The sequence below is a fragment of the Bifidobacterium sp. H6bp9 genome, assembly GCF_032193695.1.
Lineage (GTDB): Bacteria > Actinomycetota > Actinomycetes > Actinomycetales > Bifidobacteriaceae > Bombiscardovia > Bombiscardovia kimbladii.
This window is the reverse complement of the sequence record NZ_JASTZY010000001.1, coordinates 585,606-610,519: the sequence shown is the minus strand read 5'-3', so window position 1 is coordinate 610,519 and position 24,914 is coordinate 585,606. Positions and strand designations below refer to the sequence as shown.

Below are 24,914 nucleotides of genomic sequence, written 5' to 3'. Positions count from 1 at the left end.
GGCCTTGCCATTACGACAGGGCGATGGCTGGCGGCTTCAAGGGCAGGCCGAGAAGCTGCGAGAAGAAGGCTACGCTCTCGCGGACACGTTGGCGGACCACCTCTCTGATCTGCGGGTGTCCGGCGGGTCCTCTGCCGTTGCTGACGATGGACGAGAGTCCGTCGGCCATCAGCCAGGCCACAGTGCGGGTGCTGGCTATTTGGATCAGCTGGGTCTGCGGCAGGTCGCCCCGATCCAGCCAGCGGTCCAGAGCCTTGGTCAAAGGGTCGATGATCTGCCTGACGAAGCCCTCCATCACATTGCTGTTGGTGCTCAGGTAGTTGTACCAGTTGGCCTTGTCCGCGAAGATGACGTCCATCTTCCAGATGGCCCGTATCAGATGCGGGCAGATGTCGTCCAGCGCCTCTTGGACGCTCAGGTCAGCATCCTGCAGAATGTCAACCACATGGTCCACGTAGGAGGCCAGATAGGTGCGCACGCAGGCATCTATCAGGTCGTCCTTGGATGTGAAATAGTAATAGAAAACGCTCATGCCCACGCCCTTGCCGTGGTTCATGGCGTGGATTACGTCGCGCAGGGAGGTGTTTGCAGCACCTTTCCGGTCGAAGACCCGCATGGCGGTGGTTACGAATTCGCTCCGCCGTTGCTCACGCAGAGATGATCGGTCATTCATATGCCCAGTCTAGAGGCTTATCCATGAATTGTTGGACACGCAGGCTGTTCCTTGCACCGGTCGGGCACTCGTTGTAGGCTTATGGAAGTTCGATAAGCCGAGTCGGCATCGAATTTTCATGAGCGGTACCCCCGCACTATTCTCAAGCTATTTGCCTAGCCTAATTAGGCATAGCGAAGGAAAGGCATTACAACAGTGGCAACAAGCCAAGATATTCATTCCATGAAGCTGCCCGAACTCAAGGAATTGGCCAGGCAGCTGGGGTTGCGCGGTATTTCCGGCATGCGCAAGCCGGTCCTGATCGAGACGATCGAGGCGGCACGCTCGGGCGGCAAGGCCCCTGAGGGAGTAACCGTGGGCAAGCCCAAGGCTGCGGCCGCCGTGGCCAAGGGGGGCCAGGCCGCCGAACAGCAGCAACCGACAAAGCAGGAGGCGAAGTCCTCTGCGGAGGGCGGACAGGAGTCTACGGAGACCAAGGAATCCAAGGATGATCGTCCTGTCGGAGACCTCTTCGATGTTTTGGGCATTGACGATCATAAGAGCGGCCATAGCGAGCACCGGAACCGCTTCCCCCATACCGTGGCCGACGAGGAGAACGTGGTCATATCCCGTCGCCGTCACCGCAGCACGGATTCATCCCGGGGCTCCCATACCAACCGTGGCCGGAACGAGCGTGAGCATGGCGAGGAGCGCGAAGGCTCCGGCTCCGGTTCAGTGCGAAATTTGGACGACATTCTGGCAGCATTGCCCTCACGCAATGACCGTCCTCGTCGGCGCAGCTACGAGGATCGCGGCGAGGAGGGGCGTGACTACCGGCACAACGGCTATGATCGTCGAAACCGGGGCGATCGCAATGACCGCAATGACCGCAACGATCGACGCAATCGCAACAACCATCGCAGCAGCGGCCGGGATCGTGACTATGAGCCCAGGGAGAACTTCAAGCCCGAGGATCTGGTCCCCGTGGCAGGCATTGTGGATGTGCTGGACTCCTACGCCTTCGTGCGCACCTCCGGTTACCTGCCTGGCCCCAACGACGTTTACATCTCCATGGGTCAGGTCAAGAAGTACGGCTTGCGCAAGGGCGATGCCGTGCATGGTTCCATCCGTCCCCCCCGCGAGGGCGAGCATCGCAATCAGCGGCAGAAGTTCGTTCCCCTGCAGGCCATCGACACCATCAACGGCATGAGCGTGGAGGATGCAGCAGGGCGCCCCCACTTCAACAAGCTGACCCCCCTCTACCCGCAGGAGCGTATGCGGATGGAGACCCAGCCCAAGAACATCACCGGTCGCCTGATCGACATCGTCGCCCCCATTGGCAAGGGTCAGCGCGGTCTGATCGTTTCGCCGCCCAAGGCCGGCAAGACCCTGACCCTGCAGTCCATCGCCAACTCCATCACCGCCAACAACCCCGAGGTGCATCTGATGGTAGTCCTGGTGGACGAGCGGCCCGAGGAGGTCACCGACATGGAGCGCACGGTCCAGGGCGAGGTCATCTCCTCCACCTTCGACCGCCCAGCCAGCGATCACACCACCGTGGCCGAGCTGGCCATCGAACGGGCCAAGCGCCTGGTGGAGCTGGGACAGGATGTGGTGGTCCTGCTGGACTCCATGACCCGTCTGGCCCGAGCCTACAACATCTCGGCTCCCGCCTCCGGCCGCATCCTCTCCGGCGGCGTGGACGCTCAGGCTCTCTATCCGCCCAAGCGCTTCTTCGGCGCCGCCCGCAACATTGAAAACGGTGGCTCCCTGACCATCATTTCCTCGGCCCTGGTGGAGACCGGGTCCAAGATGGACGAGGTCATCTTTGAGGAGTTCAAGGGCACCGGCAACATGGAGCTGAGGCTGACCAGGGACCTGGCCGATAAGCGCATGTTCCCCGCCATCGACATCAACGCCTCCGGTACCCGGCGCGAGGAGCTGATCACCGCGCCCGAGGAGTTGGCTGTGGTCTACCGGCTGCGTCGCCTCCTGGGCGGCATGGAGACCGAGCAGGCCTACCAGACTCTGGTACCCAGGCTGAAGAAGACGGCCACCAACCGGGACTTCCTGTCGGCTATCAACCAGTCCATGCTGGCTCAGAAGTAGGACTGAGCAGGCGAACATGCGCGCAACCCGGTCCAGGGTTGTAGCCTACAGTTCGCGCTAAGTCACAGATTAACAGGGGCAGGGTGTCGGCAATCCGATACCCTGCCCCTGTTTTGTACCCCTATGACACATCAGAGGTCAGCGGTTAAGATATAGGCGTTTTCTCTCGACGACTTTCCTTACGGCTTCTACTATGTCTTTTGCGGTCATTCCATACTGCTGGGCCAGATAGTCCTGGTCGCCGACCTGGCCGAATCGATCGTGTACACCAATGAATTCCATAGGAACCGGACAGCTACCTGCCACTGCTTCGCTGACGGCAGCGCCCAGGCCAGTGTTGACATTGTGGTTCTCGGCGGTCACGATGGCCCCGGTCTGTTTGGCTGCGTCGATCACAGCCTGATTGTCCAGTGGCTTCCAGGTGAACATGTCAAGGATGCGGACGGCTATGCCTTCATCGCTGAGAGTGCGGGCGGCTTTGATGGATTCAGCCACGCAGACGCCGCTGGCGATGATGGTCGCTTGTGCATCGAACTGGTTCATGACCTGCACAGCTTTTCCTATTTGGAAGGAAGTTCCCTCCCGATAGACCTTGACGCACTGCTTGCGCACCAGCCGCATGTATTGCATGCCGTAGGTTCGGGCCATCCAACCCATCATCCACTTCAGCATGGTGATGTCGGTGGCTTCCAGAACAGTCATTGAGGGGATGCCCCTCATGATCCCCATATCCTCAAAGGACATGTGGGTGCCGCCGTTGGTTTTTGCAGTGATTCCCGGGTCGGAGCCAATGAGTTTGACATTGGCCTTGCTGTAGGCGCCGGAAATGAAGATCTGGTCCATGGCCCTTCGGCTCATGAAGGAGGCGAAGGTGTGTGCGAAGGGTATTTTTCCGGTCAGGGAGAGCCCTGCCGCAGCGCCGATCATATTGGCTTCCTGGATGCCGCAGTCCACCGTCCGTTCGGGGTAGGCTTCCTGGAAGGGCTTGGTGCCCATGGCGCTCATCAAATCAGCATCCAGCAGGACCAGGCGCTCCTCGTTGGCCGCCAGATTGAGGAGGCATTGGCAGAAGGCCTGTCGCATTTCCTGTTTCTCGTTTTCCAAAGTATGCTCTATCATTCCTGTTTCCTCTTCCCCTGTCCGTGTGCAATCGGGCTTGCGCACATGGATCTCACGCTCAGGCTGCATCCATCATTGTTTGGATTTCAGCCAAGGCCTGGTCGCGCTGCTGCTCGCTGATTGATGTTGAATGACTCTTTGGAGTCCCGGCAATCTCGGACCATCCCATGCCCTTGACCGTGTGAAGCACAATCATTGAAGGCCGGCCTTCGCCCTCTCCATCCTGGTCGCCGATTGTCTCTAAAGCTTGAAGAATGGATGAGACGTCATTGCCATCGGGAACGTCAACGACCTGCCATCCAAAAGCCTCGAACTTTGCTGCGGCATCTCCCAAAGAGCAGATGTCCTTGCAGTATCCGTCCAGCTGCAGGCCGTTATAGTCCATGAAGGCAATCAGATTGCCCAAGCGATGCTGGGCAGCGAAGAGGGCCATCTCCCAAATCTGCCCCTCCTGGCTCTCGCCGTCCCCTATGACCAGATAGACCTTGTTGTCCCGGCCATCCATTTTCAGTCCCAGAGCGACACCGGCGGCTACTGAGGCTCCCTGACCCAGGGACCCGGCGGTTACGTCCACCCCGGGAACCTTGAGTCTGTCGGCATGACTGGGAAGGTTGGTCCCGTTGCGGTTGAGAGTATTCAGCCAATCCATGGGGAAGTATCCGCGCAGGGCGAGCGTGGCGTACAGGGCCGGAGCACAGTGGCCCTTGGAGAGGACAAACCAGTCCCGGTCGGTCCACTGCGGATCCTCGGGCTTGATGTTCATCTCCTGTCCGTATAGGACGGCCAAGAGGTCGGCTATCGACAGGGATCCACCCAGGTGGCCGGTCCCGAAGGCCGAGATTTCCTTGACCGTCTCCTGTCTGATCCGACCAGCGAACTGCTTGAGTTCCCTGACCTTGTCCGCATCGGTGCTTTCATTCATGTTGATTTCCTTACTGTTTATGCAGATTGCCCTTGTTGTAGTGGAGCCTGGTTTCTTCCTGATCGCCGTCCTACCTGCGCTCGGGCGCGTGCCTGCCCAGACTGGCCTGGGCGGCAGCTAGTCTTGCCACCGGTACCCGGTAGGTTGAGCAGGATACATAGTCCAGGCCAATGCGATCGCAGAATTCGATGGAGGAGGGATCCCCGCCGTGCTCGCCGCATATGCCGACTTTCAGATTCGGACGGGTGCGTTTGCCATACTTCACAGCCATCTCAACCAGCTTGCCGACTCCCGCTTGATCCAGATGGGAGAAGGGATCCTCCTGCAGAAGCCCCTTGTCGTAATAGTCCTGAAGGAAGGAGCCAGCATCGTCTCGGCTCAGTCCGAAGGTCATCTGGGTAAGGTCATTGGTGCCGAAAGAGAAGAATTCGGCGCCGGCTGCTATATCGCCGGCCAACAGTGCCGCCCTGGGGGTTTCGATCATGGTTCCGACTGAGCAGTACATGGGAAGCCCGGATTCCTTGATGACGCGGTTCGCCGTCTCCTCCACGATTTGCTTGACATATTCGAATTCCGCCGGCTCGCTGACCAGAGGCACCATGATCTCTGGAGCAAGGGACCAGTCAGGATGTTTACGCTTGACCTGGATTGCGGCTTCCACTACGGCCCGGGTCTGCATGCGGGCGATGGCAGGGTAGGTGACTGCCAGACGGGAGCCGCGGTGCCCCAGCATGGGATTGACTTCGGTCAGTTCGTCAGCAGTGTCTTTGATCTCCTCGGCTGTATGCCCGGTCGCCTTTGCCAGGGCTTCAACAGCCTGAGCGGTTTTGGGCAGGAACTCGTGCAGTGGTGGATCAATCAGCCTGACAGTCATCGGCCTCCCGCCCAAGGCCTCATACATGGCGGTAAAGTCCTCGCGTTGCATAGGCAGGAGGGCATCGAGCGCTTCCTGACGTTCTTCTTCGTCTGTGGCCACTATCATCCGCCTGATGGCTTCAATGCGATCAGGCTGGAAGAACATGTGCTCGGTGCGGCACAGGCCGATTCCTTCAGCACCCAGCTCCTGTGAGCGTCGGGCGTCTTCCGGTGTGTCCGCGTTGGCCCTGACTTCCATGCGGCGGAAACGGTCAGCCCATGACATCACGCGTGCGAAGGACCCGGTCTCGCAGGAGGGTAGTGTGGTCAATTTTCCGGCATAGACCTTCCCGGTTTCCCCGTCCAAGGAGATCCAATCGCCCTCCTTTATGTCATGGTTCGCTAGGCGACAGCCGCCGTCATCCGTGAATTCCAGGCTGGACAGGCCGGATACGCAGCAGCGCCCAATCCCCCTGGCTACCACGGCGGCGTGACTGGTCATGCCCCCGCGGGAGGTCAGAATCCCCTCTGCATGGTGCATGCCCACGATATCCTCGGGCGTGGTGTCGCGTCTGACCAGAATCACCTGTTCGCCGCGCCTGCTCCAAGCCCGCGCATCCTCGGCTGAAAACACCACCCTTCCAGTGGCTGCTCCAGGTGAGGCGGGCAGGCCGGTTCCGAGCTCCTTGCCGGTTTGCAGGGCATCCGGGTCGAAACGAGGGTGCAGAAGCGCGCTGACCTGCAGGGGGTCTATTGAACTTACCGCGTCCTCCTGGGTGAGTACGCCTTCATCGACCAGATCACTCGCTATCTGGAAGGCAGCCTGAGGAGAGCGTTTGCCGTTTCGCGTCTGCAGCATGTAGAGCCGGCCCTCTTCGATGGTGAACTCCATGTCCTGCATATCCCGGTAATGGAGCTCAAGCTTATGCGCGATATCGACAAAGGTCTGGTAAATCTCGGGGCTTCGCTCAGAAAGCGTGCTGAGTGGTTCAGGGGTGCGGATACCCGCCACGACATCCTCGCCCTGGGCATTCATCAGATACTCTCCGAACAAGCCCTTCTCGCCAGTAATCGGATTTCGGGAGAAAGCCACCCCGGTTCCGGAGTCCTGCGACAGGTTGCCGAAGACCATGCGTTGCACTGTCACGGCGGTGCCCAGGTCGTCGGGGATGCCGTTGATCTGCCTGAAGTAGACAGCCCGCGGGTTGTTCCAGGATCGGAAGACTGCCTTGATGGATTCGAAGAGCTGGATGGTGGGATCTGTCGGGAACTCACGGTCTTCTTGCTGCTTATAGTCGTCCAGAAAACTGCGGGCCAGCCATTCCATGTCCTCGGCATCCAGGTCGTTATCGCTGCTGACCTGTCGCTCGGCCTTGCGCGCGGAGAGGCGCTGTTCGAAGACGTCCTCGGGAAGGCCCATCACTACATTGCTGTACATCTGAATGAACCGGCGGTAGGAGTCCCAGGCCCAGCGGGGGTTGCCGGTCTTGCTGATCAGAGCCTGTACCACCTCCTGGTTGAGTCCCAGGTTGAGGATGGTGTCCATCATGCCAGGCATGGAGACCTGCGCTCCTGACCTGACCGATACCAGCAGAGGATTATCGCCGTCCCCCAGTCGTTTGCCGGTGGTTTTCTCCAAATCTGATAGACTGCTCAGCACCTGCTCGCGGATTTCCTGGTTGATGTCATCGGAACCGGATAGATAGCTTCTGCAGGCTTGGGTGGTGATAGTGAAGCCTTCAGGTACAGGCATGCCGAGTTTGGTCATCTCGGCCACTCCGGCTCCCTTGCCTCCCAGCAGATCACGCATGGAGGCATCGCCTTCGGACAGTTTGTATACGAATTGTTCTGTAGTGTTGCACATAGCATTTCCCTCATTGGATCGATGACATTGGATAGACAACACGCGCCGTGTTCGTTCCCGGCATTGGCAAAGGTAGTCAGCCTTCAGTTGGTTTCAAGTTCATCTTGGGTCTTTGCCGAGATTGGGAGCATTCTGCCAATTTTTGTGCAGGAATGGGTATTGTTGCCATAATGATGCCCTTTCATACCAGAAGGTTGATGACGGCGATGACTGCGAAGACGTAGATTGCCGCAGTAAAGGCTTTCTGGTTGACATGACTGGCGATTAGCCTGCCGCAGAAGACGGCGAGCAGTGTGAGCGGGAGAACGCATAGGAGGGCAAGCGCGGTTTCCCTGTTGATTGTGTTCAGTCCGACTGCAAAAGGCAACTTCACCATGTTCACCACCAGGTAGAAGGCTGCCGTTGTGCCAAGGAATTGCTTGACTGGTAGCCGCTCGCTGCTGAAATACACGGCTGTGACCGGTCCTCCGGCATTGGCCACCATGGTGGTGAAACCCGCCAGGACGCCGCAGAGCATGTGGAAGGCCGCGCTTATCCACTGCTTCTGCCTGTTTTTGCCTCTGGTTTCGGCTTGGGGAGCTTCACTTGCCCTGCCGTACCGCGTTTTCAGCGCGGTCCCTATGCGTGAGAGGAAGTAGAGCGCAACGAAGCAGGCAAGTATGACCCCTATGGTCTTTTTGGTCGCGTCATTGTCAGCGTGATACAAGAACCAGACGCCGGCGAGGATGCCTATGGTCACAGTCGGCAACAATCTAAGCAGGGAGGCCAGCACGATGTCGTGCCGGTACGCCCAGATGGCGGTCCAGTCGGCGATGATGGCCATGATCAGCGTCAGTTCGGTGGCTTCTTTAGCGGGCATCAGCGAAGCCAGAGCGGCCACTGCCAGGATGGCTGAGCCTGGTATCAACGACTTGTCCAGGCCGATCAGCACAGCAGCTGCAGCCAAACCGATGATCAGCCAGAGATTCATGCTGAGGCCCTTCCTTGTCGGTGCACTTTTACGAAAAATATGTGTCGGCCGACACTGCGTCACTTCAGTGCCGGCCGACATGGCAACTGCTGAAAAACAGACAGCTGCTTTCAGGCTTCCGCCACCAGGCGTTCTATGGTTTCACGCTGGTAGACGGACGTTTCGTGGGCGGTCTCGTCCTCGGCGAATACGTTGGAGACGATGATGGAATCCTCACGGTCCAGGAACCCGTTCTTCTTCAGGGCAGCGAACAGGGCCTTGAAGTCCACATCGCCGTCGCCCACCTTCAGGTGCTGGTGAACGCGGGCGTTGGTCCCTGGGGGATTGGCTATATAGCGTAGTTCATGCGAACGATGATGGTCATAGCTGTCTGAGATATAGACCGTCCTGAGTCGTTTGCCGGCCAGGGCGGTGATCCCGTCCACATTATTGCCGTAGTGGAAGGTGTGAGGAGCCACGTAGACCGCGCCGACCAGCGGACTGTTCAGGCCTCTGGTGATCCTCAGTGCATCGATGCCGTTCTCGACGAAATCGTAGGGGTGCGGGTCGAAGTTGATGCGGATGCCTTCCCGCTCAAGCAGGGGCAGTATCTCCTCCATGGTCGCGTAGAAGGCAGCCTCGGACTCCTCATAGCGCTCCGGTATGCCGCTGAATTCGCTGTTGATGACGTGCACGTCCAGCAGAGCTGCGATTTCGATGGCCCGTTTCCAATTGCGCACGGCTGTCTGCCGCTCTCGCTCGTCGGGCCAGGAGGTCCTGTAGACCGGCAGCAGCGAGCACAGCTCAACATGCGCTTTCTTCAGGGCGGCCGCGAAGTCCTTGACTAGTTCGTCGTCCGCCTTGGGGTGCACATAGAACGGCAGGAAAGCATCGTGTGGAGCCAGCTGCATATACTTGTAGCCTGCGTCCGCTACCGCCTTGGGCAGATCCAGGAATGGCAGATCAGGATGGAATGGTGTGGGATCCAATGCGATTTTCATATTGTCTAACCTCGTTGTCGGAACTTATGGATGCCCCTGGTTCGTCCTGTCCGTCGGCATCCTCGCTGCGGATAGGGTGGTTAGGCGCCCGGAGTTCGGAGTTTCAATCCTCCGGAGCGCTTACAGGTGTGTTGCTGCTTATTTACAGTCTTGCGATGATGTCCTGGCCGATTTGGTCAGTGCTGCGTTTGCGTGAGGAGTTCTCCTCAGCATCCGCTTCCACGGCGCGATCAATGCGGGCGGCTGCTTTGTCGTACCCGAAGTGCTGCAGGAGCATGGCGGCAGACAGGACCGTGGCCGAAGGGTTGGCTATGCCCTTGCCTGCAATGTCGGGGGCGGAGCCGTGGATGGGCTCGAACATGGAGGGATGTTCGTCGGTCACATTGATGTTGGCTGATGCCGAATAGCCGATTCCGCCCACAACTGCGCCGGCCTCGTCGGTGATGATGTCCCCGAAGAGGTTGTCGGTCACAATCACGTCGAACCGGGAGGGATCGGTGACCAGGAATATGGTGCAGGCATCGGCGTGCAGGTAGTCATAGGTCACGTCAGGGTACTCTTTGCCGACCTTGTCCATGACCCACAGCCAGAGTTGACCGGCATAGTAGAGCACGTTGGTCTTGTTGACCATGGTTACGTGCTTCTTGCCTCCACGCTTGCGAGCCAGTTCGAAGGCAAACCTCACCGCCCTCTCGATGCCGAATTCGGTGTTCATCGAGGTCTCGGTCGCTATGGCGTGTTCAGTGCCCATGCGCAGCAGACCGCCCATGCCGGAATACAGGCCTTCTGTGCCTTCTCTGATGACGACGAAGTCGATGTCGCCAGGGTCGGCCAATGGTGATTTGACGCCGGGGTAGAGTTTGGACGGCCGCATGTTGATGGCCTGGTCAAATGCGAAGCGGAGCTTGAGCAGCAGGCCGCGCTCCAGGATTCCCGACTTGACTCGTGGATCGCCGACAGCCCCCAGGAGGATGGCATCCTTTTGGTCCATATCCTTGAGTTGGTCATCTGTGATGAGGGTGCCGTCACGCAGGTAGCGATCTGCGCCCAGATCATAGTCGGTGTAGTTAAAGGAGACGCTGTCGCCAACGGCTTCCTTGAGTACAGCTTGTGCGACTGGCACGATTTCACGGCCGATTCCGTCACCGGGAATGACCGCGATGTCCAATGTCTTCTTTGATGTTTGAGTTTTCATGCCTTTCATGTTAATGACTGCCTGGCGATATGGCAATCAAAAAACCCTTAGAAACACCGATATACGGGATTTTTATATCAATATTTGCACTTTTATAATGAAAATTCGCCATACTCTTGATTTACTTATCAAAGTAAGTAGAGGTCTGTCCAATAGCTGCATAACATGACAAATACAGCGGATCATTCGACAGGCGGTAGGCAGAATATCCGTGCTTTCTGCTGTTTTTTGTGCATCAGTCCTCGGGCGTCGCCTGGGGAAGGGGACATAGAGCAGACAGCATTCCAACAATGCAATTGGATAGAATAAAGCAATAAAAGCACAATTCATGGACCTGAACTGGCAATGATGCGAGTAAAGGGGATCGTGGGATATGACACCTAAGGATTATAAAAAGTGGATACCGGCGGATGAATCCGGCATTCTCGGGAAGAAAGCCATACAGATAAACGACGCAGGAAGGCTGGCGCGCGCCGTCTTCCTCCATCCGCTGTGGGGAGGGACATACCGGGTCAATTCGGACTATGCCTGCAAACGTGAGTATATGAACTCCTTCCTGCTGTTCTTCATTGAGTCAGGGAGTCTTGATTATGTCTATGAGGGTGCTTCATTTACAGCTCACGCAGGAGATGTTGTTTTGCTGGACTGCAAAAACCATAATGATTACAGGTCAAGCGGGCTGACGCGATTCTCATACCTGCATTTTCAGGGCAACGGCGTACAGGCATACGCTGACTATCTGCAGGATGTCAACGGTCCGCTGTTCACCGATTCTCAAGATGCCGGGGATGAACTGATCTCCATACTGGACCAGATGCGCTCCGGGGATGCGTCACTGCCGCGAAGACAGTTGGACGAGTTGCTCCACCGCCGTTTGGAGCATGTGCTGGTGCTGCTTACACGCCAAGTCGATGAAAGTCTGGAGGTGCACTATGACGACAATGTACCCCCGGATCTGTCAGCGGCCATACGATACATCAACAGGCACTTCGACTCGGATGTATCCATCCATGCGCTCAGCAAGATTCTGAATACGAGCGAGTCACAGCTCTCCCACGCATTTAAACGGCATTTGGACATGGGTGTGCATCAATTCGTCCTGGAGTGCCGGATTTCGCATGCCAAATACCTGCTGACGACCAGCAAGATCCCCATCGCCCGGATCACCAAGGAGTGCGGATTTACGGTGAGCTCGCACTTCTCGTCCTCTTTCAAGAAGCTTGTGGGTGTTTCGCCTTCTGAGTTCCGGCGGAATTTTTCATAATCTGCAGGTTTTCTGAAATGGCGATGCCCGATATTCAGATTTCTGCAGGGAAGATAAGAAAAGATGTTTTCCCGGTCGATTGGCAGCAGTCGGGGAGTGCATGGCACCCTACGATGCAATGAGAGGGACGCAGTGCAGCTCCCTCAATAACACAGTAATTGCAGCGATGGCAATTACATCGACAAGGGAAAGTGAACGAAGATGACACTACGTATTGGAATCATCGGTGTTGGAACCATGGGCTCCGACCATGCCAAGCGTCTTTCGACCAGAATCAACGGCGCCACTCTCGCCGGCGTCTGCGATCTGATTCCGGAACGGGCTCAGAAGATGGCCGATCTGTATGGGGCCAAGGTCTATGCAACAGGCAAGGATCTGATTGACTCACCGGACATCGACGCTGTCGTGGTGGCGACCCTGCCTCATGAGACCCATGAGCAGTTTGTTCTTGAAGCCATCAAGCAGAAGAAGTATGTGCTCAGCGAGAAGCCTTTGACCACTTCCGCCGCCGGCTGCCGTCGCGTGGTCGACGCTGAGATCGCCGGAGGCAAGCGTCTGGTCCAGGTGGGCTTCATGCGCCGCTTCGATCAGGGCTACCAGGAGATCAAGCAGGCCATTCAGAACAAGACCTACGGTGAGCCCCTGCTGATTCATTGCGCCCACCGCAATGAGGACACCCCGCTCAACTACAACTCCGATATGGCCATTGTGGAGACTGCCATCCATGAGGTTGACGTGCTGCACTGGCTGCTGGGCGAGGACTACGATTCGGTCTTCTGCTTCCTGCCCAAGAAGCAGACCCGCCACACCCACAAGGGACTGCACGATCCGCAGATCATCGAGATGGATACCAAGTCCGGCGTCCACATCGACCTGGAGGTCTTCGTCTGCAACCACATGGGTTACGACATCAACTGCCGCGTGGTCTGCGAGGAGGGCGAGATCGCCCTGCATGCTCCGCAGAACACCATCGTCAAGGTGGCCGAGTCCGAGCGCGAGTCGATTCCCAATGACTTCACCGTGCGTTTCAAGGAAGCTTATGACCGCGAGATGCAGGCCTTCGTCGACGGCATCAACGCCGACCAGCTGACCGGCCCCACCTCCTGGGATGGCCTCATCGCCTGCGTGACCTGCGATGCGCTCTTCGCGTCCCGCGACGAGGGCGGCGTCCGCAAGAAGATCGAGCTGCCCGAGACCCCGTCCTTCTTCCACGAGCAGTAAGGCGCGATTATGCTGAACAACAAGGGCAAGGCGCGCAATCTGAAGGATCCCAAGTACTCCAAGCTGTCCATCGGCGTATGCCCGGACCAGTGGGGTGTCTGGTTCGACAATGACGACAAGCAGATTCCTCCCCGTCAGACAATGAAGGAGATGGCTGAGGCAGGATTCGAGATTCTTGAAACAGGCCCCTGGGGTTATTTCCCCAAGGACCCCAAGGAGCTCAAGGCCTGGACCGACGAATACGGCATGAAAGTGGTGGCGGGAACCAGCTGGGGAGTCCTGCACAAGCCGGAACAGTGGCCTGAGACCGAGCGGCACTTCCGCGAGATCGCCGAGACCCATGCCGCTGTCGGCGCAGAATACATCGTGCACCTGCCGCCGCTCTACCGTGATGACAAGACCTGGGAGTGGACCGATGACCGCGTCCTGTCCCCCGAGGCTTGGAACACCTATATTACCAATGCCAACAAGCTGGGCAAGATCATGAAGGAGGACTATGGGCTGAAGATGATCCTGCATCCTCACGGCGATTCCCATATCGAAACCCCTGAGGAGATTGCCCGGATCTTCGAGAACACGGATCCTGAATATGTGAATCTGTGCCTGGATACCGGCCATATCGTGTACGGCGGCGGCGACCCCATCGAGATGGTCAGGAAGTACCCTGAAAGGATCACCTACGTTCACATCAAGGCTTTCGACCCGGCTTTGGTCAAGGAAGCCCACGAGAAGGACTGGCCCTTCGGTGAAGCGGTGGCCCGCGGTGCATCGGTGACGCCGCCGGCTGGCGAACCTGATATGCAGAAGCTGGTCGATGCCTTGGCAGCCTTGGACAAGGAGATGTATGTGATTTGCGAGCAGGACCTCTATCCTGCCGATCCCTCCTTCCCTCTGCCTAATGCGATCAAGACCCGCGAGTATCTCGCTTCCTGCGGTCTGGGTACTCTCTGATTCTCAACATGTGAACAGAACCGGTGTCTGGCGATGTGCATCCAAATACTGTCGGATGCCGGTTTTTCTTTTTCAACAGGCCTAGGGGCGGAGTGGGGCAGCAAGTCTGGCTTTTGCGCTCAGCCGTTCTGATCGAACCGATACCCCCCCCCCCTGGCCGATTTGCCGGCGGTCGTCGTATGTCGTAAACCGCCAATAGTCGGCGTGCGGATGTGTTTGTCTGAAAGGGATACAAGTCATGGAAGTCATTTACGCCACGGTTCATGTCAAGGACGAGAACATGGACGAGTTCCTGAATGTGATGACCGAGCTCGCTCGTAAGTCAGCCGCTGAGCCGGAATGCGGCGGCTACCACTTTGTTCAGCGAGTGGATAATCACAACGAATTTGCCTTCATTGAGTTCTGGCCCACGCCCGACAGCCACGAAGCCCACTGCCAGAGCCAACATTTCAAGACGCTTTTCCCTAAGATGTGCGACCTGACTGAGGAGGGCGTTCAGGACATCATCAGCAGGCAGCTGGTCTGATTCTCGCCTGCCGACATTGGCGTATCAACGGATGATCTCATAGAGAACAGCCCGGTCCGGTAAGATCTGCAATGCTGTAGACCTTGCCGGGGCCGGGCTGTTTAGCTGCAAGTTTCAGTAGAGCAGGCTGGCTATGGTCTGCCGGGTGATGGTGGCCATGGTCGCCATATCCTCTTCGCTGGCCCTGTCGGAGAAGATCTCGGGGCAATACCAGCCGTCGAAGCCAGTGGATTTCACGGCATCCAGCCATTCCTGCAGGGGGATGACGCCGCCTCCGATCATGGTGTTGCGGTAGATGTCCATGTTGGCCACATCCTTGCCGGGGGTCAGAGCCAGTCCGTCAGAGACATGGACGGCCCTGATCAGATCGCCTGGCAGGGCCCGCACGTCGTCAGGCGTATCCCCGGCCGAATAGAACTGCCAGGTATCCACTGCCAAGCCGATGTTGGGCCTGGAAGCCTGATCGATGACCTCCAGTATCTGCCTGCAGCGGTTCAGCGGAGCCCAGGCCAAGGGTTCCAGGTAGATGCCCAGGTTGAAGTCGGCTGCGATGTCTGCTGCCTCTTGGACGTTTTGGGCGGTAACGCGGATCATCTCTGCCTCATCTCGGCCAAGGAAGCCTCGGTATCGGGGGTCATCATCGGCGAGCCTGCCCGCAGCATAGTCCTCGACCACCTCCCACCGTCCCGGTCCTGTGCACAGTTGGATGTACTGGGCCCCCAGTTCAGAGGCCACCTGGCACATGCGTCGCACCTCGTCCATCAGATCCCTGGCAGCGGATCCCTCCCGCTCGATGTCCTGAATGGACCCGATGTCGCTGACCGCGAGCCCGTCAAGCAGGGGCAGCAGGCTCTTTGCAGCGAATCCCTTGTCCAGGTAACGGTAGAGTTTGGGTGTCTGCAGGTCAATGCCGTCGTAGCCGGCCTCCTTGGCCAGACGTATATCGGTTCGTACGTTGCCGTACATGGTCACGGTCTGATTCATGCTGATGAGAGCCATGTCGCTCCTCCTGATGTCTGTATGTATTTTTGTTTTGCGTGGCATCACTTAACGCGTTGCCGGGCCTCCGCCTCTATCTGGGCCAAGGTTTTGCCGCGTGTCTCCGGAACCAGGGCCTTGGTGAAGATGAAGGCGCCCGCGTTGATCAGCGCGAAAACGAAGAAGGAGCCTGCGCCGCCCAGTTTTTCGAGCATGACCGGAAAAATCAATGTCAGTATGAAGCTGGAAGTGTTGACGGCGATATTGGCATATGCCATCCCTTGGCCTCTGACCGCAGTGGGGAAAATTTCGGCGATCATCAGCCAGGTGACCGGTGCCATGCTTCCTTGGGCGAAGAGCAGGTAAATCATCATGATGGCGATCAAGGTCCAGGACATAGCCTTGCTGGTGTTGCCCCCCTGAATGAAGAGGTAGCAGATGCCGATAGCAGTGAGGAATATGGTCACGCCGGCCGTGCCTATCAGCAGGTCGGTTCTGCGATCGATCTTGTCGATCAGAATCAGGCCGAATACCACGGCGGCTATGGCCGAGACCAGCATGACAGGTACCATGGCGATGACCGAATCGGTGGAGCCGAATCCCAGGGTGGTCGAGAAGATGGTGGGGGCAAAGAAGTTGATGGCGTTGACTCCGGAGAACTGCTGCATGACGGCCAGGCCGATGCCGACAATGAGCACCCGCCGGAGCCAGGGTGTGGAGAAGCTCTCCTTCTTGGCGTGCTGGGAGCTGTCTTGGCTGGAGGAGGTGAGACTGGCCTGCATGGATTCATAGGTCTGCTGGGCTTCCTGTTCGTCGCGTGTAGAGAGCAGGACGCGCACAGCCTGATCGTCCATGCCATGGCGAATGAAGTAGTTGGGTGTGTCATGAATAAGAAAGGCGATGACGACCAGGCAAAGCGCGGGCACCACACTGGCCCAGAGCATGGCATGCCAGTCGGCGACCTTGGCCAAAATGGCGTTGACACAGGTAGCCAGGAGCTGAGCGATATTGATCATCACCGAGTTGACAGACACCAGTCGGCCACGTTTGTCTGCCGAAGCCAGTTCGCCGATGGCCATGGGAACCACGCAGGAGGTGAATCCAACACCCAGTCCGACTGAGATTCTGGCAATGAGGAAGAAGGAGAAGTCGCTCGCCAGTGCGCAAGCCGCGCAGGCCAGCAGCGAGATGCAGGAACCGGTGATGATCATTTTCTTCCGGCCGTAACGGTCGGCCAACGAGCCTCCCAGGAAGGACCCTACGGCGGCGCCCAGGAGAAGCCCTGCTGTCAGGACTCCCTGTTGGAAGGCGTTGAGTCCCTGCCCGTGGAAGTTCATGGTGACCAGGGCCCCCGATAGGACCACGGTCGTGTATCCATACAGGCCGCCCCCGAAAATGCCCAGAGCGATCATGAGTCTGGAGTATCGCCGCCGGCTGGCGGCCAGCTTCTCTATGTCGAGGTTGCGGCTGATCTCCCTATAGGTGGTGGACATGGGTGTTCCTCCAAGTTGGCATGATGCCGTATCCAATGCTCCGACATCGTTATCGGCGGCGGATCTGACTGCTATAAGCCTAAGGAAGATTGAGCGTTCGAATGAGGAGGTGAGACGTTTTCTATAAATACTGATATCAGATGTGCGCGTTTGCGAAAGAACAAGAAGCGAGCGCCAGCCAAGACATTGATGGTTGGCGCTCGCTTCTGTGGAAGGAAGCTGGTCAGTCTTGCAGACGATCAGGGGATAAGAAGCGTGTACTTGGTGGTCAGGTACTCGTAGATGCCTTCGGCGCCGCCCTCACGGCCTATGCCGGACTGCTTGACGCCTCCGAAAGGCACTGAAGCGTCGGAGAGGACACCGGAGTTGATGGCGAGCACGCCGGCTTGAGTATGGCCCTGGACCCACTCGCTGCGCTTGATCGATCTGGTGTAGGCGTAGGCGGCCAGACCATAAATGGTGGCATTGGCTGCCTTTATTCCCTCTTCGTCGCTGCTGAAGCGGGAGATAGGCAGTACGGGGCCGAAAATCTCCTCGCGGAAGACTTCACACTCCCGCGGCACGCGATCCAGGAGGGTGGGCTGGAAGAAGCACTCGCCGAGATCGGAGCGATGGCCGCCTGCCAGCAGGTCGGCCCCGGCATCTACGGCATCTTTGACGATGCGCTCCATGCGGTCCACTGCCTTCTTGTTGATAAGCGGCCCGATATCCGTGGAGGGGTCCATGCCGTTCCCGACTTTTAGAGCGCTGACCGCACGCTGAAGCTTGTCGACGAATTCATCGGCTATGCCGTCTTGTACGAGAATTCTGTTGGCGGAGGTGCAGGCCTGGCCGTTGTTGCGGAACTTGGCCATCATGACCCCTTGGACTGCCTGGTCGATGTCCGCATCGTCGAAGACCAGGAAGGGGGCGTTGCCGCCGAGCTCCATGGATGTGCGCAGAACCTGGTCGGCGGCCTGCTTCATCAGGGTCTTGCCAACCGTGGTGGAGCCTGTGAAACTGATCTTCCGTAGTCGGCCGTCGGCGAAGAGCGCATCGGATATTTCGGGGGAGTGCTCTGAAGTAATGACGTTGACTGCTCCGTCGGGTACGCCGGCCTGGCGGAGGACCTCGACCATGGCCAAAGTTGTCAGCGGCGTCAAACCGGCGGGCTTGACAATCATGGTGTCACCGGCTGCCAGCGCAGGTCCGATTTTCCGGGTAGCCATAGCCAGAGGGAAGTTCCAGGGCGTCACCAGATAGCAGGGGCCCACGGGATCGTGGGTCACCAGGCCCTTGCGGCCGTCGGGCAGGTGGAAGGTCCGTCCATATGAGCGCATGGCTTCTTCGGCGAACCACTTGAGGAAGCCGGCCCCATAATCGACTTCGCCAAGGGCTTCCTGGTATGTCTTGCCCATTTCCTTGGTCATGAGCTCGGCAAAGAGCTTCTTGTTGTCCATGACCGCCTCGTAGCCGCTGTCCAGCAGATTTCGTCGCTCGACGGGTGTGGAGGCTGCCCAGCCTTCGGCGCTGGAGCTTGCGGCATCCAGGGCATCAATGGCATCGTCAGCTCCGGCATCAGCCAGTTCGAACAGGCGATCGCCGGTTGATGGGTTGTCGACGGCGAATGTTCGTCCCGTGCGTGATTTCCTCCATTGCCCGTTGATAAACAGGGTGTTCGATGCCTCTGGCAGCACTGTGTCGATTTCCTTTGTCCACTTCACTGTGTGTCCTTTCTCGTCAAGGCGTAGGCGGTGCCAGTTCGATTCGGGTCTTGGCTCATGAGTTGAATTCGATGATTTGCCGCAGGGCCTGGCCCTTGTCAAGGTCGTCCATGGCTTCGTTGATGTCGTCCAGCCTGGTGTGATTGCTGATGAGTTTTTCTACTGGCAGCTTGCCGTCCAGCCAGAGCCGGGCATATCTGGGTATGTCTTGAGTAGGAACAGCCGACCCCAGGTAGCTGCCGATGACGGTTCGGGCCTCACCGGTGATGACGCTGGATGGCAGCGACGTTCTGACGGAGGGGTCCGGGAATCCTGCAGTGATGGTTTTGCCGCCGATGCCTGTCAGTTCGAAGGCCTGGTCCAGAACACCTGGCGCACCGGCTGCCTCGATGACGATCGGCGCCTTGATGCCCTTGCTTAGGGCTTCGTCAACCGTGTAGACATCGGTGGCGCCCATGCCCAAGGCGGCCTTGAACTTATCCTTGTTGCGGTCCACCCCTATGACTCGGCCTCGGCCCAGTGCCGCTGCCGTCAGCAGGGCGCTCATGCCGACTCCGCCCAGTCCGACCACCATGACGTCCTGCCCGTCCTGGGGGTCGGCGGCGTTGAGCACGGCGCCTCCGCCAGTGAGGACGGCGCAGCCCAGGACCGCTGCTATGGCAGAAGGAAGTTCGTCTGGGACAGGCACTGCTGAGCGTCGATCGACGACGGCATAGGTGGCGAAGCCGGAGACGCCTACGTGGTGGTATATCCGCTCCGGACCCTTATGGATGCGAATGCCGCCGTTCATCAGGGTGCCGGCTTGATTGGCCTTGGAGCCGGGGGTGCAGGGCAGCCGGCCTCCGGTCAGGCAGTTGGCGCACTTGCCGCATCGAGGCAGAAAGGCCAGGGTGACGTGCTGTCCGACCTTCAAGTCCTCAACCCCAGGCCCTAAGGCTTGCACGATCCCTGTGGTCTCATGGCCCAGCAGCATCGGCATGGGTCTTGGTCTGCTGCCGTTGACGACAGACAGGTCCGAGTGGCAGATGCCGGAAGCGGTGACCTTGACCAATATCTCATCCTGCTGGGGCGGACCCAGCTCAAGGTGTTCGATAGACAGCGGTCTGGTCCGCGCATAAGGGCCTGGCGCACCCATCGTTCTCAGCACAGCGCCGGTGATGTCCATATGGTGTTCTCCTTGTTGGTGGTTGGAGTTATTGCAAGTAGAAATCTGCAATCCGGGTCTCTTTAGTCGGTCATGGGCAGCCGATCGTTGCGGGGCTGGTTCTGCAGGGCTTGATTGATCCAGGTCTGATCTTCGCGGATGGTCACCTTCCAGTCGCGCTGTCCTCCGCCGCCCATCACATTCAGATAGTAAAGGTCGTATCCGGGGGCGGCGATGGAGGGGCCATGCCAGCCGTAGGGGATGAGCACTGTATCGCCGGGATGCACTTCGGTCATAATATTCAGAGGCCGTTCGTCGGCTGTGCCGGCACCCTGGTAGGCCAGGGGCCTGGCCTGTTCGGAAGCGCCCGGCAGCGCCTTCATCTGGAAGTAGTAGATTTCCTCGAGAGCGGTCTCATGATCATTGTTCTGGTCATGTTTGTGGACAGGGTAGGAGGACCAGCTGCCGCTGGGAGTGATGACCTCGCATACCAGCAGCCGTTCAGCTTCGATGTTGTTCATCATGCCGAAGTTTCGGGCCTGCCTGGAGGTGGGCCCGTTGCCCCTGAGGACGGTTTCGTTGTCTTCCGCCTTGACCAGCTGGTCTGGGTGGCGGGTGCTGGCGGGCGCTGATGCGACGGCGACCCGTCCCCCGGATGGGGCATATATCTCCAAGGGCGTTCCCGTGCCTACATATACGACATCGGTTGGTGCAGTGAAGACATTTTGGCGCCCACGCAGATGATAAAGGCCAGCCGGCGTCCTGACATCGAATCCCTGGCAGAGGGGGACGACCAGGCGTTCCTCGTCCGCCGCAGGCAGGGTAAGAACCTGGTTTTTCCGGGGCTTGGCGACCCTGATGCCGGTGTACTGCCAACCTGTGACGGGTTGCGAGTCCGAGGCCCCCAGGCTCACCTCCCAATCACCCTTGGCTGCGCTGCCGTTTGGATACACCCATTGAGTCATCATGTCTCCTTTATTCAATCCTTTGACTTCCGCTGTCCCAAGGCGCGCTCTTCGGCCTCGATCTCCTCCAGGCTCTTCCCTCTGGTCTCGGGAATCATGGTGACTGCAAACACCAGGCATCCGATGTTGATAAGGGCGAACAGCAGGTAGGTTCCCGAGCCTCCCAGGCCGTTGAGCAGGAGCGGGAAGATCAGGGACAAGAGGAAGTTGGCCAAATTGAGCGCTATGTTGGCGTATCCCATCCCCTTGCCGCGGACGCTGGTGGGGAAGACTTCGGCCATCAAAAGCCATGTGACCGGCGCTACCATGCCCTGCACAAACACCAGATAGATCATCATTATGGCGATCATGACCCAGGATGCAGTGCGGGAACTGCTTGAGGGATCGATGAAGCGGTAGCTGATGCCGATAGCGACCAGGAAAATAATCGTGCCGACCAGGCCGACAGTCAGAATGGTCCGTCGATTGATTTTGTCGATGAACCCCAGGCCGCCTATTGTGGCAGCGATGGCGGAGACCAGAATGACAGGTACGGTGGCCAGTATGGACATGGATGGCGCAAAGCCCAGGGTCTTGGTGAAAATAGTGGGCGCGTAGTAGTTGACCATATTCTGCCCGCTGAGCTGGTTGATCAGAGCCAGCCCGATGCCAACGATCAGCACCCTGCGCAGCCATGGTGTAGCAAAACTGCTGTCGGAATTCTTCTGGGCGGCGGTTTGACTGCTGTTCCTACCGGCCTGGGAAAGCGATTTGAAGGTCTGTTCGGCCTCAGGCAGGTCGCGGGTCTCAGCCAGGAGCTGGATGGCCTGATGCTGCAGACCGTGCCGAATCAGATAATCGGGGCTGTCCTTGATGACAAAGGCTATCAGCAGGAGCAGGATGCCTGGAACGACGGCCGCCCACAGCATGGCCCTCCAGCCGATGCCCATCTGTGTCAGGATGGCGTTGACTGATACAGCCAGGAGCTGTCCGACCACGATCATGACTGAATTGACGGAGACGATGCGTCCCCTATTGGCGGCTCCGGTCATCTCCCCCAGATAAATAGGGACGATGGTCGATGTGAAGCCGATTGCCAGGCCGAGAATGACCCTGCCTAGGCACAGGATGGGAATGCTGGGTGTAAGAGCGCAGATTGCGGCACCGGGGATTGCCAGTACTGCACCGGTCAGGATCATCTTTTTCGGCCCAAGGCGGTTGTTCAGATTGCCGCCGGCAAAGGCGCCCGCTGCTGCGCTCAGCAGCATTGCCGAGGTGATGAGCCCTTGTTCGAAGTCGGTAGGATGGCCCAGCTGGCCTGATCCTATGTTCATGGTGATCAGTGCGCCGGATAAGGCTGTCAAAGTGTATCCATACAGCCCGCCTGCGCACAGTCCCAGGCATATCATCAGCCGGGTGTAACGGATGCGGCGTTTGGATAGCACAGCGGGGCTCTCGGCTTTAGCCAGCGTTTCAAATGACGACATGGCCATTCCTTTCAGCTGATATTGTCTGGCACGACTCTGTCTCCAGACATTGGTTGTTCTCAGTTGTAAGTCACCGCTATGCAGTTTCCTGGAGTGATCCTGACAGGTCTGCAAGTATTTATAAGATTCCAAGTCATTTTCTAAGAACGCCTCATTCTGGTTCAACCTCCTCATTAGGTTGGCCATCATTTCACCGTCAGCGGCTGTCTGATGCAGGAAGAATGGCATGGCATTGCGGAGTGTGGGGACGATATACAAAAAATGCAGGATAGTTATGAAATCACTTGCTCTTATGCCGTGGCTGCCAAGAGCGCGGCCGTCGACGGCCATGATTGACCTATGGACCGTTAACCCTAGCGAACTAGGGCAAGCGGTGACGGTTCCCCGCAGGTCTAGTCCATGGCGGACAGTGCGGGGTTTGCATTACCCCAAGTTTGAGAGGGTCACGGCGGCTAATAGGAAAGGTGCGAGGAAATGATAGGGACGAGCAAGGCTGATAATACAGTCAGGCTGACTGTTGGACAGGCCGTCGTTCGCTTTCTGGAGGTTCAGAAGGTGGAAAGGGATGGGCAGGTGTCCACCTTCTTTGGCGGCGCTCTGGGCATTCTGGGCCATGGCAATGTAGCCGGGGTCGGGCAGGCGCTCTTGGAGGAGATCGACCGATTTCGTTTCATCCAGGGGAAGAACGAGCAGGGCATGGCGCATATAGCCGTCGGCTACGCCCGCCAGATGAACAGAATGGGAGCCATGGCCGTCACCACCTCGATAGGGCCTGGTGCGGCGAATATGATCACTGCGGCTGGTACTGCGACGGTCAATCGTCTGCCGGTCCTTTTGCTTCCCAGCGACTATTTCTCGACCCTACGTACAGGCTCTGTTCTGCAGCAGGTCGAGAATGAACAGTCCAACGATATTTCCGCCAATGACTCCTTCAAGGCTGTCAGCCGGTACTGGGACCGAATCGACCGGCCCGAGCAGCTGTCGGCCTCACTGATGAGAGCCATGGAGACCCTGACCAACCCGGCTGCCACTGGCGCTGTGACACTTTGCCTGCCCCAGGATGTGCAGGCCGAAGCCTATGATTTCGACCTTGATCTCTTCCGTGAGCGGATTTGGCGAATCCCCAGAACCAGGCCGGACAAGGCTTCCCTGGCCCAGGCTGCCGAGGTCATCAAGGGTTCGAAGCGTCCGCTGATCATCGCCGGCGGGGGTGTCGTGTATTCGTCGGCCAGCAAGGTCCTGGCAGAATTCGCAGAGAAGACCGGGATTCCGGTCGGAAGCACCCAGGCAGGCAAGGGCGCCATCCCCTATGACCATCCGATGAACTCGGGCCCCATGGGTGCTCTGGGACTGCGCTTTGCCAACCGTCTGGCCCACACTGCCGACCTGGTCATCGGTGTTGGCACACGCTATACGGATTTCACCTCGGCATCCAATACGATGTTCCAGAACCCGCAGGTGCGCTTCGTCAATATCAATGTCCTCTCATTCGACGCGCACAAGGAGGCGGCCATTCCGGTCATTGGCGATGCCCGGGAGACGCTGAGCGAGCTGCAGGAGGTCCTGGGCGATTGGCAGGTGGATGAGGATTATCGTCGTGAGGCCATGGCCCAGGCCGACGAGCAGAGGCAGGCAGTGGACCGCATGGTACAGCATATTCCGGGCACCGAGGGGCTGGGTCAGAAGGAAGTCATCGGCATTGTCAATGAATTCACCCGTCCCCAGGATGTGGTTGTGAATGCCGCTGGGTCCATGCCCAGCGATCTTCAGAAACTCTGGAAGGCAGGCAGTCCGCTTGGCTACTCGGTTGAATACGGCTATTCCTGCATGGGTTATGAGATTCCTGCAGCTCTGGGCATGCGGATAGCTGATCCCAGCAGGGAGATCTTCTCCTTCATTGGTGATGCCTCCTTCATCATGTACCACCAGGATGTATTGACGGCGATTCAGGAACGGGAGAAAATCATTCTGCTGCTTTTGGACAACGGTGGTTATGGATCGATTCATTCACTGTCCATGCAGGTGGGCTCTCAGGGTTTTGAGACCAAGTATTACTACCGGGGAGACAACGGTCGACAGAATCTTAAGGAACCGCTGCAGATCGATTTCCCCAAGATCCTGGAAGGGTATGGGGTCAAGACATATCCTGTCGAGGATGCAGACCAACTGCGGCAGGCTTTGCAAAAGGCGGCCGCCAGCGATCAAATCACCGCCATCTATGTAAGGGTGGCACCGGTGGAACGTGACGATGCAGCTGACGCCTACTGGGAAGTGGCAACTCCTGAAGTGGCTCATATCGAATCCTCTATAAAGGCCCATCAGGAATACGAGAGGATCCGCGATTTGCAGCGGACCTATTTGTGATCTGCTCGTTTCGGGCATAACCAAAACCAGGGCTGAAGAACTGCCGCCCAACTGACTGTCTGTACTGCCTGTCAGAATATTCAGCTGGACGGCAGCTGCTATCGGAAGCAGCGCAACCGCAGCAATTTGGTGATTGGCGCAAGCGGCTATCCCCGTCCCCTATGTCTTGCTTG

General features: G+C 58.1%; 19 protein-coding genes. 6 read left to right on the top strand and 13 right to left on the bottom strand.

The annotated features are described in order from the left end of the window. Nucleotides 1-10 precede the first annotated feature (10 nt). On the bottom strand, nt 11-673 hold the full coding sequence (locus tag QRX40_RS02545; protein WP_052692865.1) for a TetR/AcrR family transcriptional regulator: 663 nt from the start codon (nt 671-673) through the stop codon (nt 11-13). A gap of 195 nt (nt 674-868) precedes the next feature. On the opposite strand from QRX40_RS02545, the gene rho reads away from it, so the two are divergent. Further along, entirely contained in the window at nt 869-2,761 is a 1,893-nt protein-coding gene (gene rho / locus QRX40_RS02540) for a transcription termination factor Rho (RefSeq protein ID WP_313836060.1), read from the top strand. A 138-nt stretch (nt 2,762-2,899) separates the two neighbouring features. On the opposite strand, the gene QRX40_RS02535 is transcribed toward rho, so the two are convergent. The 6 genes from QRX40_RS02535 to QRX40_RS02510 form a co-directional block, all read right to left on the bottom strand. Then, nucleotides 2,900-3,880 (bottom strand): transketolase C-terminal domain-containing protein, encoded by a 981-nt coding sequence (locus QRX40_RS02535; RefSeq protein WP_313836059.1) that lies wholly within the window; start codon nt 3,878-3,880, stop codon nt 2,900-2,902. Between the two features lie 58 nt (nt 3,881-3,938). Continuing rightward, complete coding sequence (locus QRX40_RS02530; protein ID WP_313836057.1) at nt 3,939-4,802, bottom strand: transketolase; 864 nt, start codon at nt 4,800-4,802, stop codon at nt 3,939-3,941. A 70-nt stretch (nt 4,803-4,872) separates the two neighbouring features. Further along, entirely contained in the window at nt 4,873-7,521 is a 2,649-nt protein-coding gene (gene ppdK / locus QRX40_RS02525; protein WP_313836055.1) for a pyruvate, phosphate dikinase, read from the bottom strand. A gap of 181 nt (nt 7,522-7,702) precedes the next feature. Then, entirely contained in the window at nt 7,703-8,491 is a 789-nt protein-coding gene (locus QRX40_RS02520) for a sulfite exporter TauE/SafE family protein (protein ID WP_313836053.1), read from the bottom strand. 110 nt (nt 8,492-8,601) lie between these two features. Next, complete coding sequence (locus QRX40_RS02515; protein WP_313836052.1) at nt 8,602-9,471, bottom strand: sugar phosphate isomerase/epimerase; 870 nt, start codon at nt 9,469-9,471, stop codon at nt 8,602-8,604. 142 nt (nt 9,472-9,613) lie between these two features. Further along, a complete protein-coding gene (locus QRX40_RS02510) occupies nt 9,614-10,666 on the bottom strand; it encodes a 3-isopropylmalate dehydrogenase (protein ID WP_313836051.1) in 1,053 nt (350 codons plus the stop codon). Nucleotides 10,667-11,039: 373 nt separating this feature from the next. Between QRX40_RS02510 and QRX40_RS02505 the strand changes: the two genes are divergently transcribed. The 4 genes from QRX40_RS02505 (at nt 11,040) to QRX40_RS02490 (ending at nt 14,628) form a co-directional block, all read left to right on the top strand. Next, entirely contained in the window at nt 11,040-11,930 is an 891-nt protein-coding gene (locus QRX40_RS02505) for an AraC family transcriptional regulator (RefSeq protein ID WP_313836049.1), read from the top strand. Nucleotides 11,931-12,131: 201 nt separating this feature from the next. Further along, nucleotides 12,132-13,151 carry a Gfo/Idh/MocA family oxidoreductase gene (locus QRX40_RS02500; protein ID WP_313836047.1) on the top strand — a complete coding sequence of 340 codons (1,020 nt, stop codon included), beginning with the start codon at nt 12,132-12,134 and terminating at the stop codon, nt 13,149-13,151. A gap of 9 nt (nt 13,152-13,160) precedes the next feature. Then, on the top strand, nt 13,161-14,102 hold the full coding sequence (locus QRX40_RS02495; RefSeq protein WP_313836046.1) for a TIM barrel protein: 942 nt from the start codon (nt 13,161-13,163) through the stop codon (nt 14,100-14,102). A gap of 238 nt (nt 14,103-14,340) precedes the next feature. Then, nucleotides 14,341-14,628: a putative quinol monooxygenase gene (locus QRX40_RS02490; RefSeq protein ID WP_313836045.1), complete on the top strand. Its 288-nt coding sequence runs from the start codon at nt 14,341-14,343 to the stop codon at nt 14,626-14,628. Between the two features lie 114 nt (nt 14,629-14,742). Here the strand turns inward: QRX40_RS02490 and QRX40_RS02485 are convergent, their stop codons facing one another. The 6 genes from QRX40_RS02485 to QRX40_RS02460 all read right to left on the bottom strand — a co-directional run bounded on the left by QRX40_RS02485 (nt 14,743) and on the right by QRX40_RS02460 (nt 22,377). Continuing rightward, nucleotides 14,743-15,627 carry a sugar phosphate isomerase/epimerase family protein gene (locus tag QRX40_RS02485; RefSeq protein WP_313836043.1) on the bottom strand — a complete coding sequence of 295 codons (885 nt, stop codon included), beginning with the start codon at nt 15,625-15,627 and terminating at the stop codon, nt 14,743-14,745. A gap of 44 nt (nt 15,628-15,671) precedes the next feature. After that, nucleotides 15,672-17,099, bottom strand: a complete 1,428-nt coding sequence (locus QRX40_RS02480) for a sugar porter family MFS transporter (RefSeq protein WP_313836041.1) — start codon at nt 17,097-17,099, stop codon at nt 15,672-15,674. 239 nt (nt 17,100-17,338) lie between these two features. Next, nucleotides 17,339-18,802, bottom strand: a complete 1,464-nt coding sequence (locus tag QRX40_RS02475; protein ID WP_313836039.1) for an NAD-dependent succinate-semialdehyde dehydrogenase — start codon at nt 18,800-18,802, stop codon at nt 17,339-17,341. 55 nt (nt 18,803-18,857) lie between these two features. Next, entirely contained in the window at nt 18,858-19,967 is a 1,110-nt protein-coding gene (locus tag QRX40_RS02470) for an alcohol dehydrogenase catalytic domain-containing protein (protein WP_313836037.1), read from the bottom strand. Nucleotides 19,968-20,029: 62 nt separating this feature from the next. Next, entirely contained in the window at nt 20,030-20,911 is an 882-nt protein-coding gene (gene iolB / locus QRX40_RS02465) for a 5-deoxy-glucuronate isomerase (RefSeq protein ID WP_313836035.1), read from the bottom strand. A gap of 14 nt (nt 20,912-20,925) precedes the next feature. Further along, on the bottom strand, nt 20,926-22,377 hold the full coding sequence (locus tag QRX40_RS02460) for a sugar porter family MFS transporter (RefSeq protein ID WP_313836033.1): 1,452 nt from the start codon (nt 22,375-22,377) through the stop codon (nt 20,926-20,928). A 474-nt stretch (nt 22,378-22,851) separates the two neighbouring features. Here QRX40_RS02460 and iolD point away from each other — a divergent pair, with 474 nt between their 5' ends. Beyond that, the gene (iolD, locus tag QRX40_RS02455; protein ID WP_313836031.1) at nt 22,852-24,741 is read left to right on the top strand and encodes a 3D-(3,5/4)-trihydroxycyclohexane-1,2-dione acylhydrolase (decyclizing); all 1,890 of its coding nucleotides are present in this window, start codon (nt 22,852-22,854) and stop codon (nt 24,739-24,741) included. Nucleotides 24,742-24,914: the final 173 nt, after the last annotated feature.

Bases quoted from the DNA above. Each gene is read 5' to 3' on its own strand.
- QRX40_RS02470 (WP_313836037.1), bottom strand. From the start codon at position 19,967: ATGGACATCACCGGCGCTGTGCTGAGAACGATGGGTGCGCCAGGCCCT.
- QRX40_RS02500 (WP_313836047.1), top strand. From the start codon at position 12,132: ATGACACTACGTATTGGAATCATCGGTGTTGGAACCATGGGCTCCGAC.
- ppdK (WP_313836055.1), bottom strand. From the start codon at position 7,521: ATGTGCAACACTACAGAACAATTCGTATACAAACTGTCCGAAGGCGAT.
- QRX40_RS02485 (WP_313836043.1), bottom strand. From the start codon at position 15,627: ATGGCTCTCATCAGCATGAATCAGACCGTGACCATGTACGGCAACGTA.
- QRX40_RS02490 (WP_313836045.1), top strand. From the start codon at position 14,341: ATGGAAGTCATTTACGCCACGGTTCATGTCAAGGACGAGAACATGGAC.
- iolB (WP_313836035.1), bottom strand. From the start codon at position 20,911: ATGACTCAATGGGTGTATCCAAACGGCAGCGCAGCCAAGGGTGATTGG.
- QRX40_RS02545 (WP_052692865.1), bottom strand. From the start codon at position 673: ATGAATGACCGATCATCTCTGCGTGAGCAACGGCGGAGCGAATTCGTA.
- QRX40_RS02520 (WP_313836053.1), bottom strand. From the start codon at position 8,491: ATGAATCTCTGGCTGATCATCGGTTTGGCTGCAGCTGCTGTGCTGATC.
- iolD (WP_313836031.1), top strand. From the start codon at position 22,852: ATGATAGGGACGAGCAAGGCTGATAATACAGTCAGGCTGACTGTTGGA.
- QRX40_RS02515 (WP_313836052.1), bottom strand. From the start codon at position 9,471: ATGAAAATCGCATTGGATCCCACACCATTCCATCCTGATCTGCCATTC.
- QRX40_RS02535 (WP_313836059.1), bottom strand. From the start codon at position 3,880: ATGATAGAGCATACTTTGGAAAACGAGAAACAGGAAATGCGACAGGCC.
- QRX40_RS02510 (WP_313836051.1), bottom strand. From the start codon at position 10,666: ATGAAAACTCAAACATCAAAGAAGACATTGGACATCGCGGTCATTCCC.
- QRX40_RS02530 (WP_313836057.1), bottom strand. From the start codon at position 4,802: ATGAATGAAAGCACCGATGCGGACAAGGTCAGGGAACTCAAGCAGTTC.
- QRX40_RS02495 (WP_313836046.1), top strand. From the start codon at position 13,161: ATGCTGAACAACAAGGGCAAGGCGCGCAATCTGAAGGATCCCAAGTAC.
- QRX40_RS02480 (WP_313836041.1), bottom strand. From the start codon at position 17,099: ATGTCCACCACCTATAGGGAGATCAGCCGCAACCTCGACATAGAGAAG.
- QRX40_RS02505 (WP_313836049.1), top strand. From the start codon at position 11,040: ATGACACCTAAGGATTATAAAAAGTGGATACCGGCGGATGAATCCGGC.
- QRX40_RS02460 (WP_313836033.1), bottom strand. From the start codon at position 22,377: ATGTCGTCATTTGAAACGCTGGCTAAAGCCGAGAGCCCCGCTGTGCTA.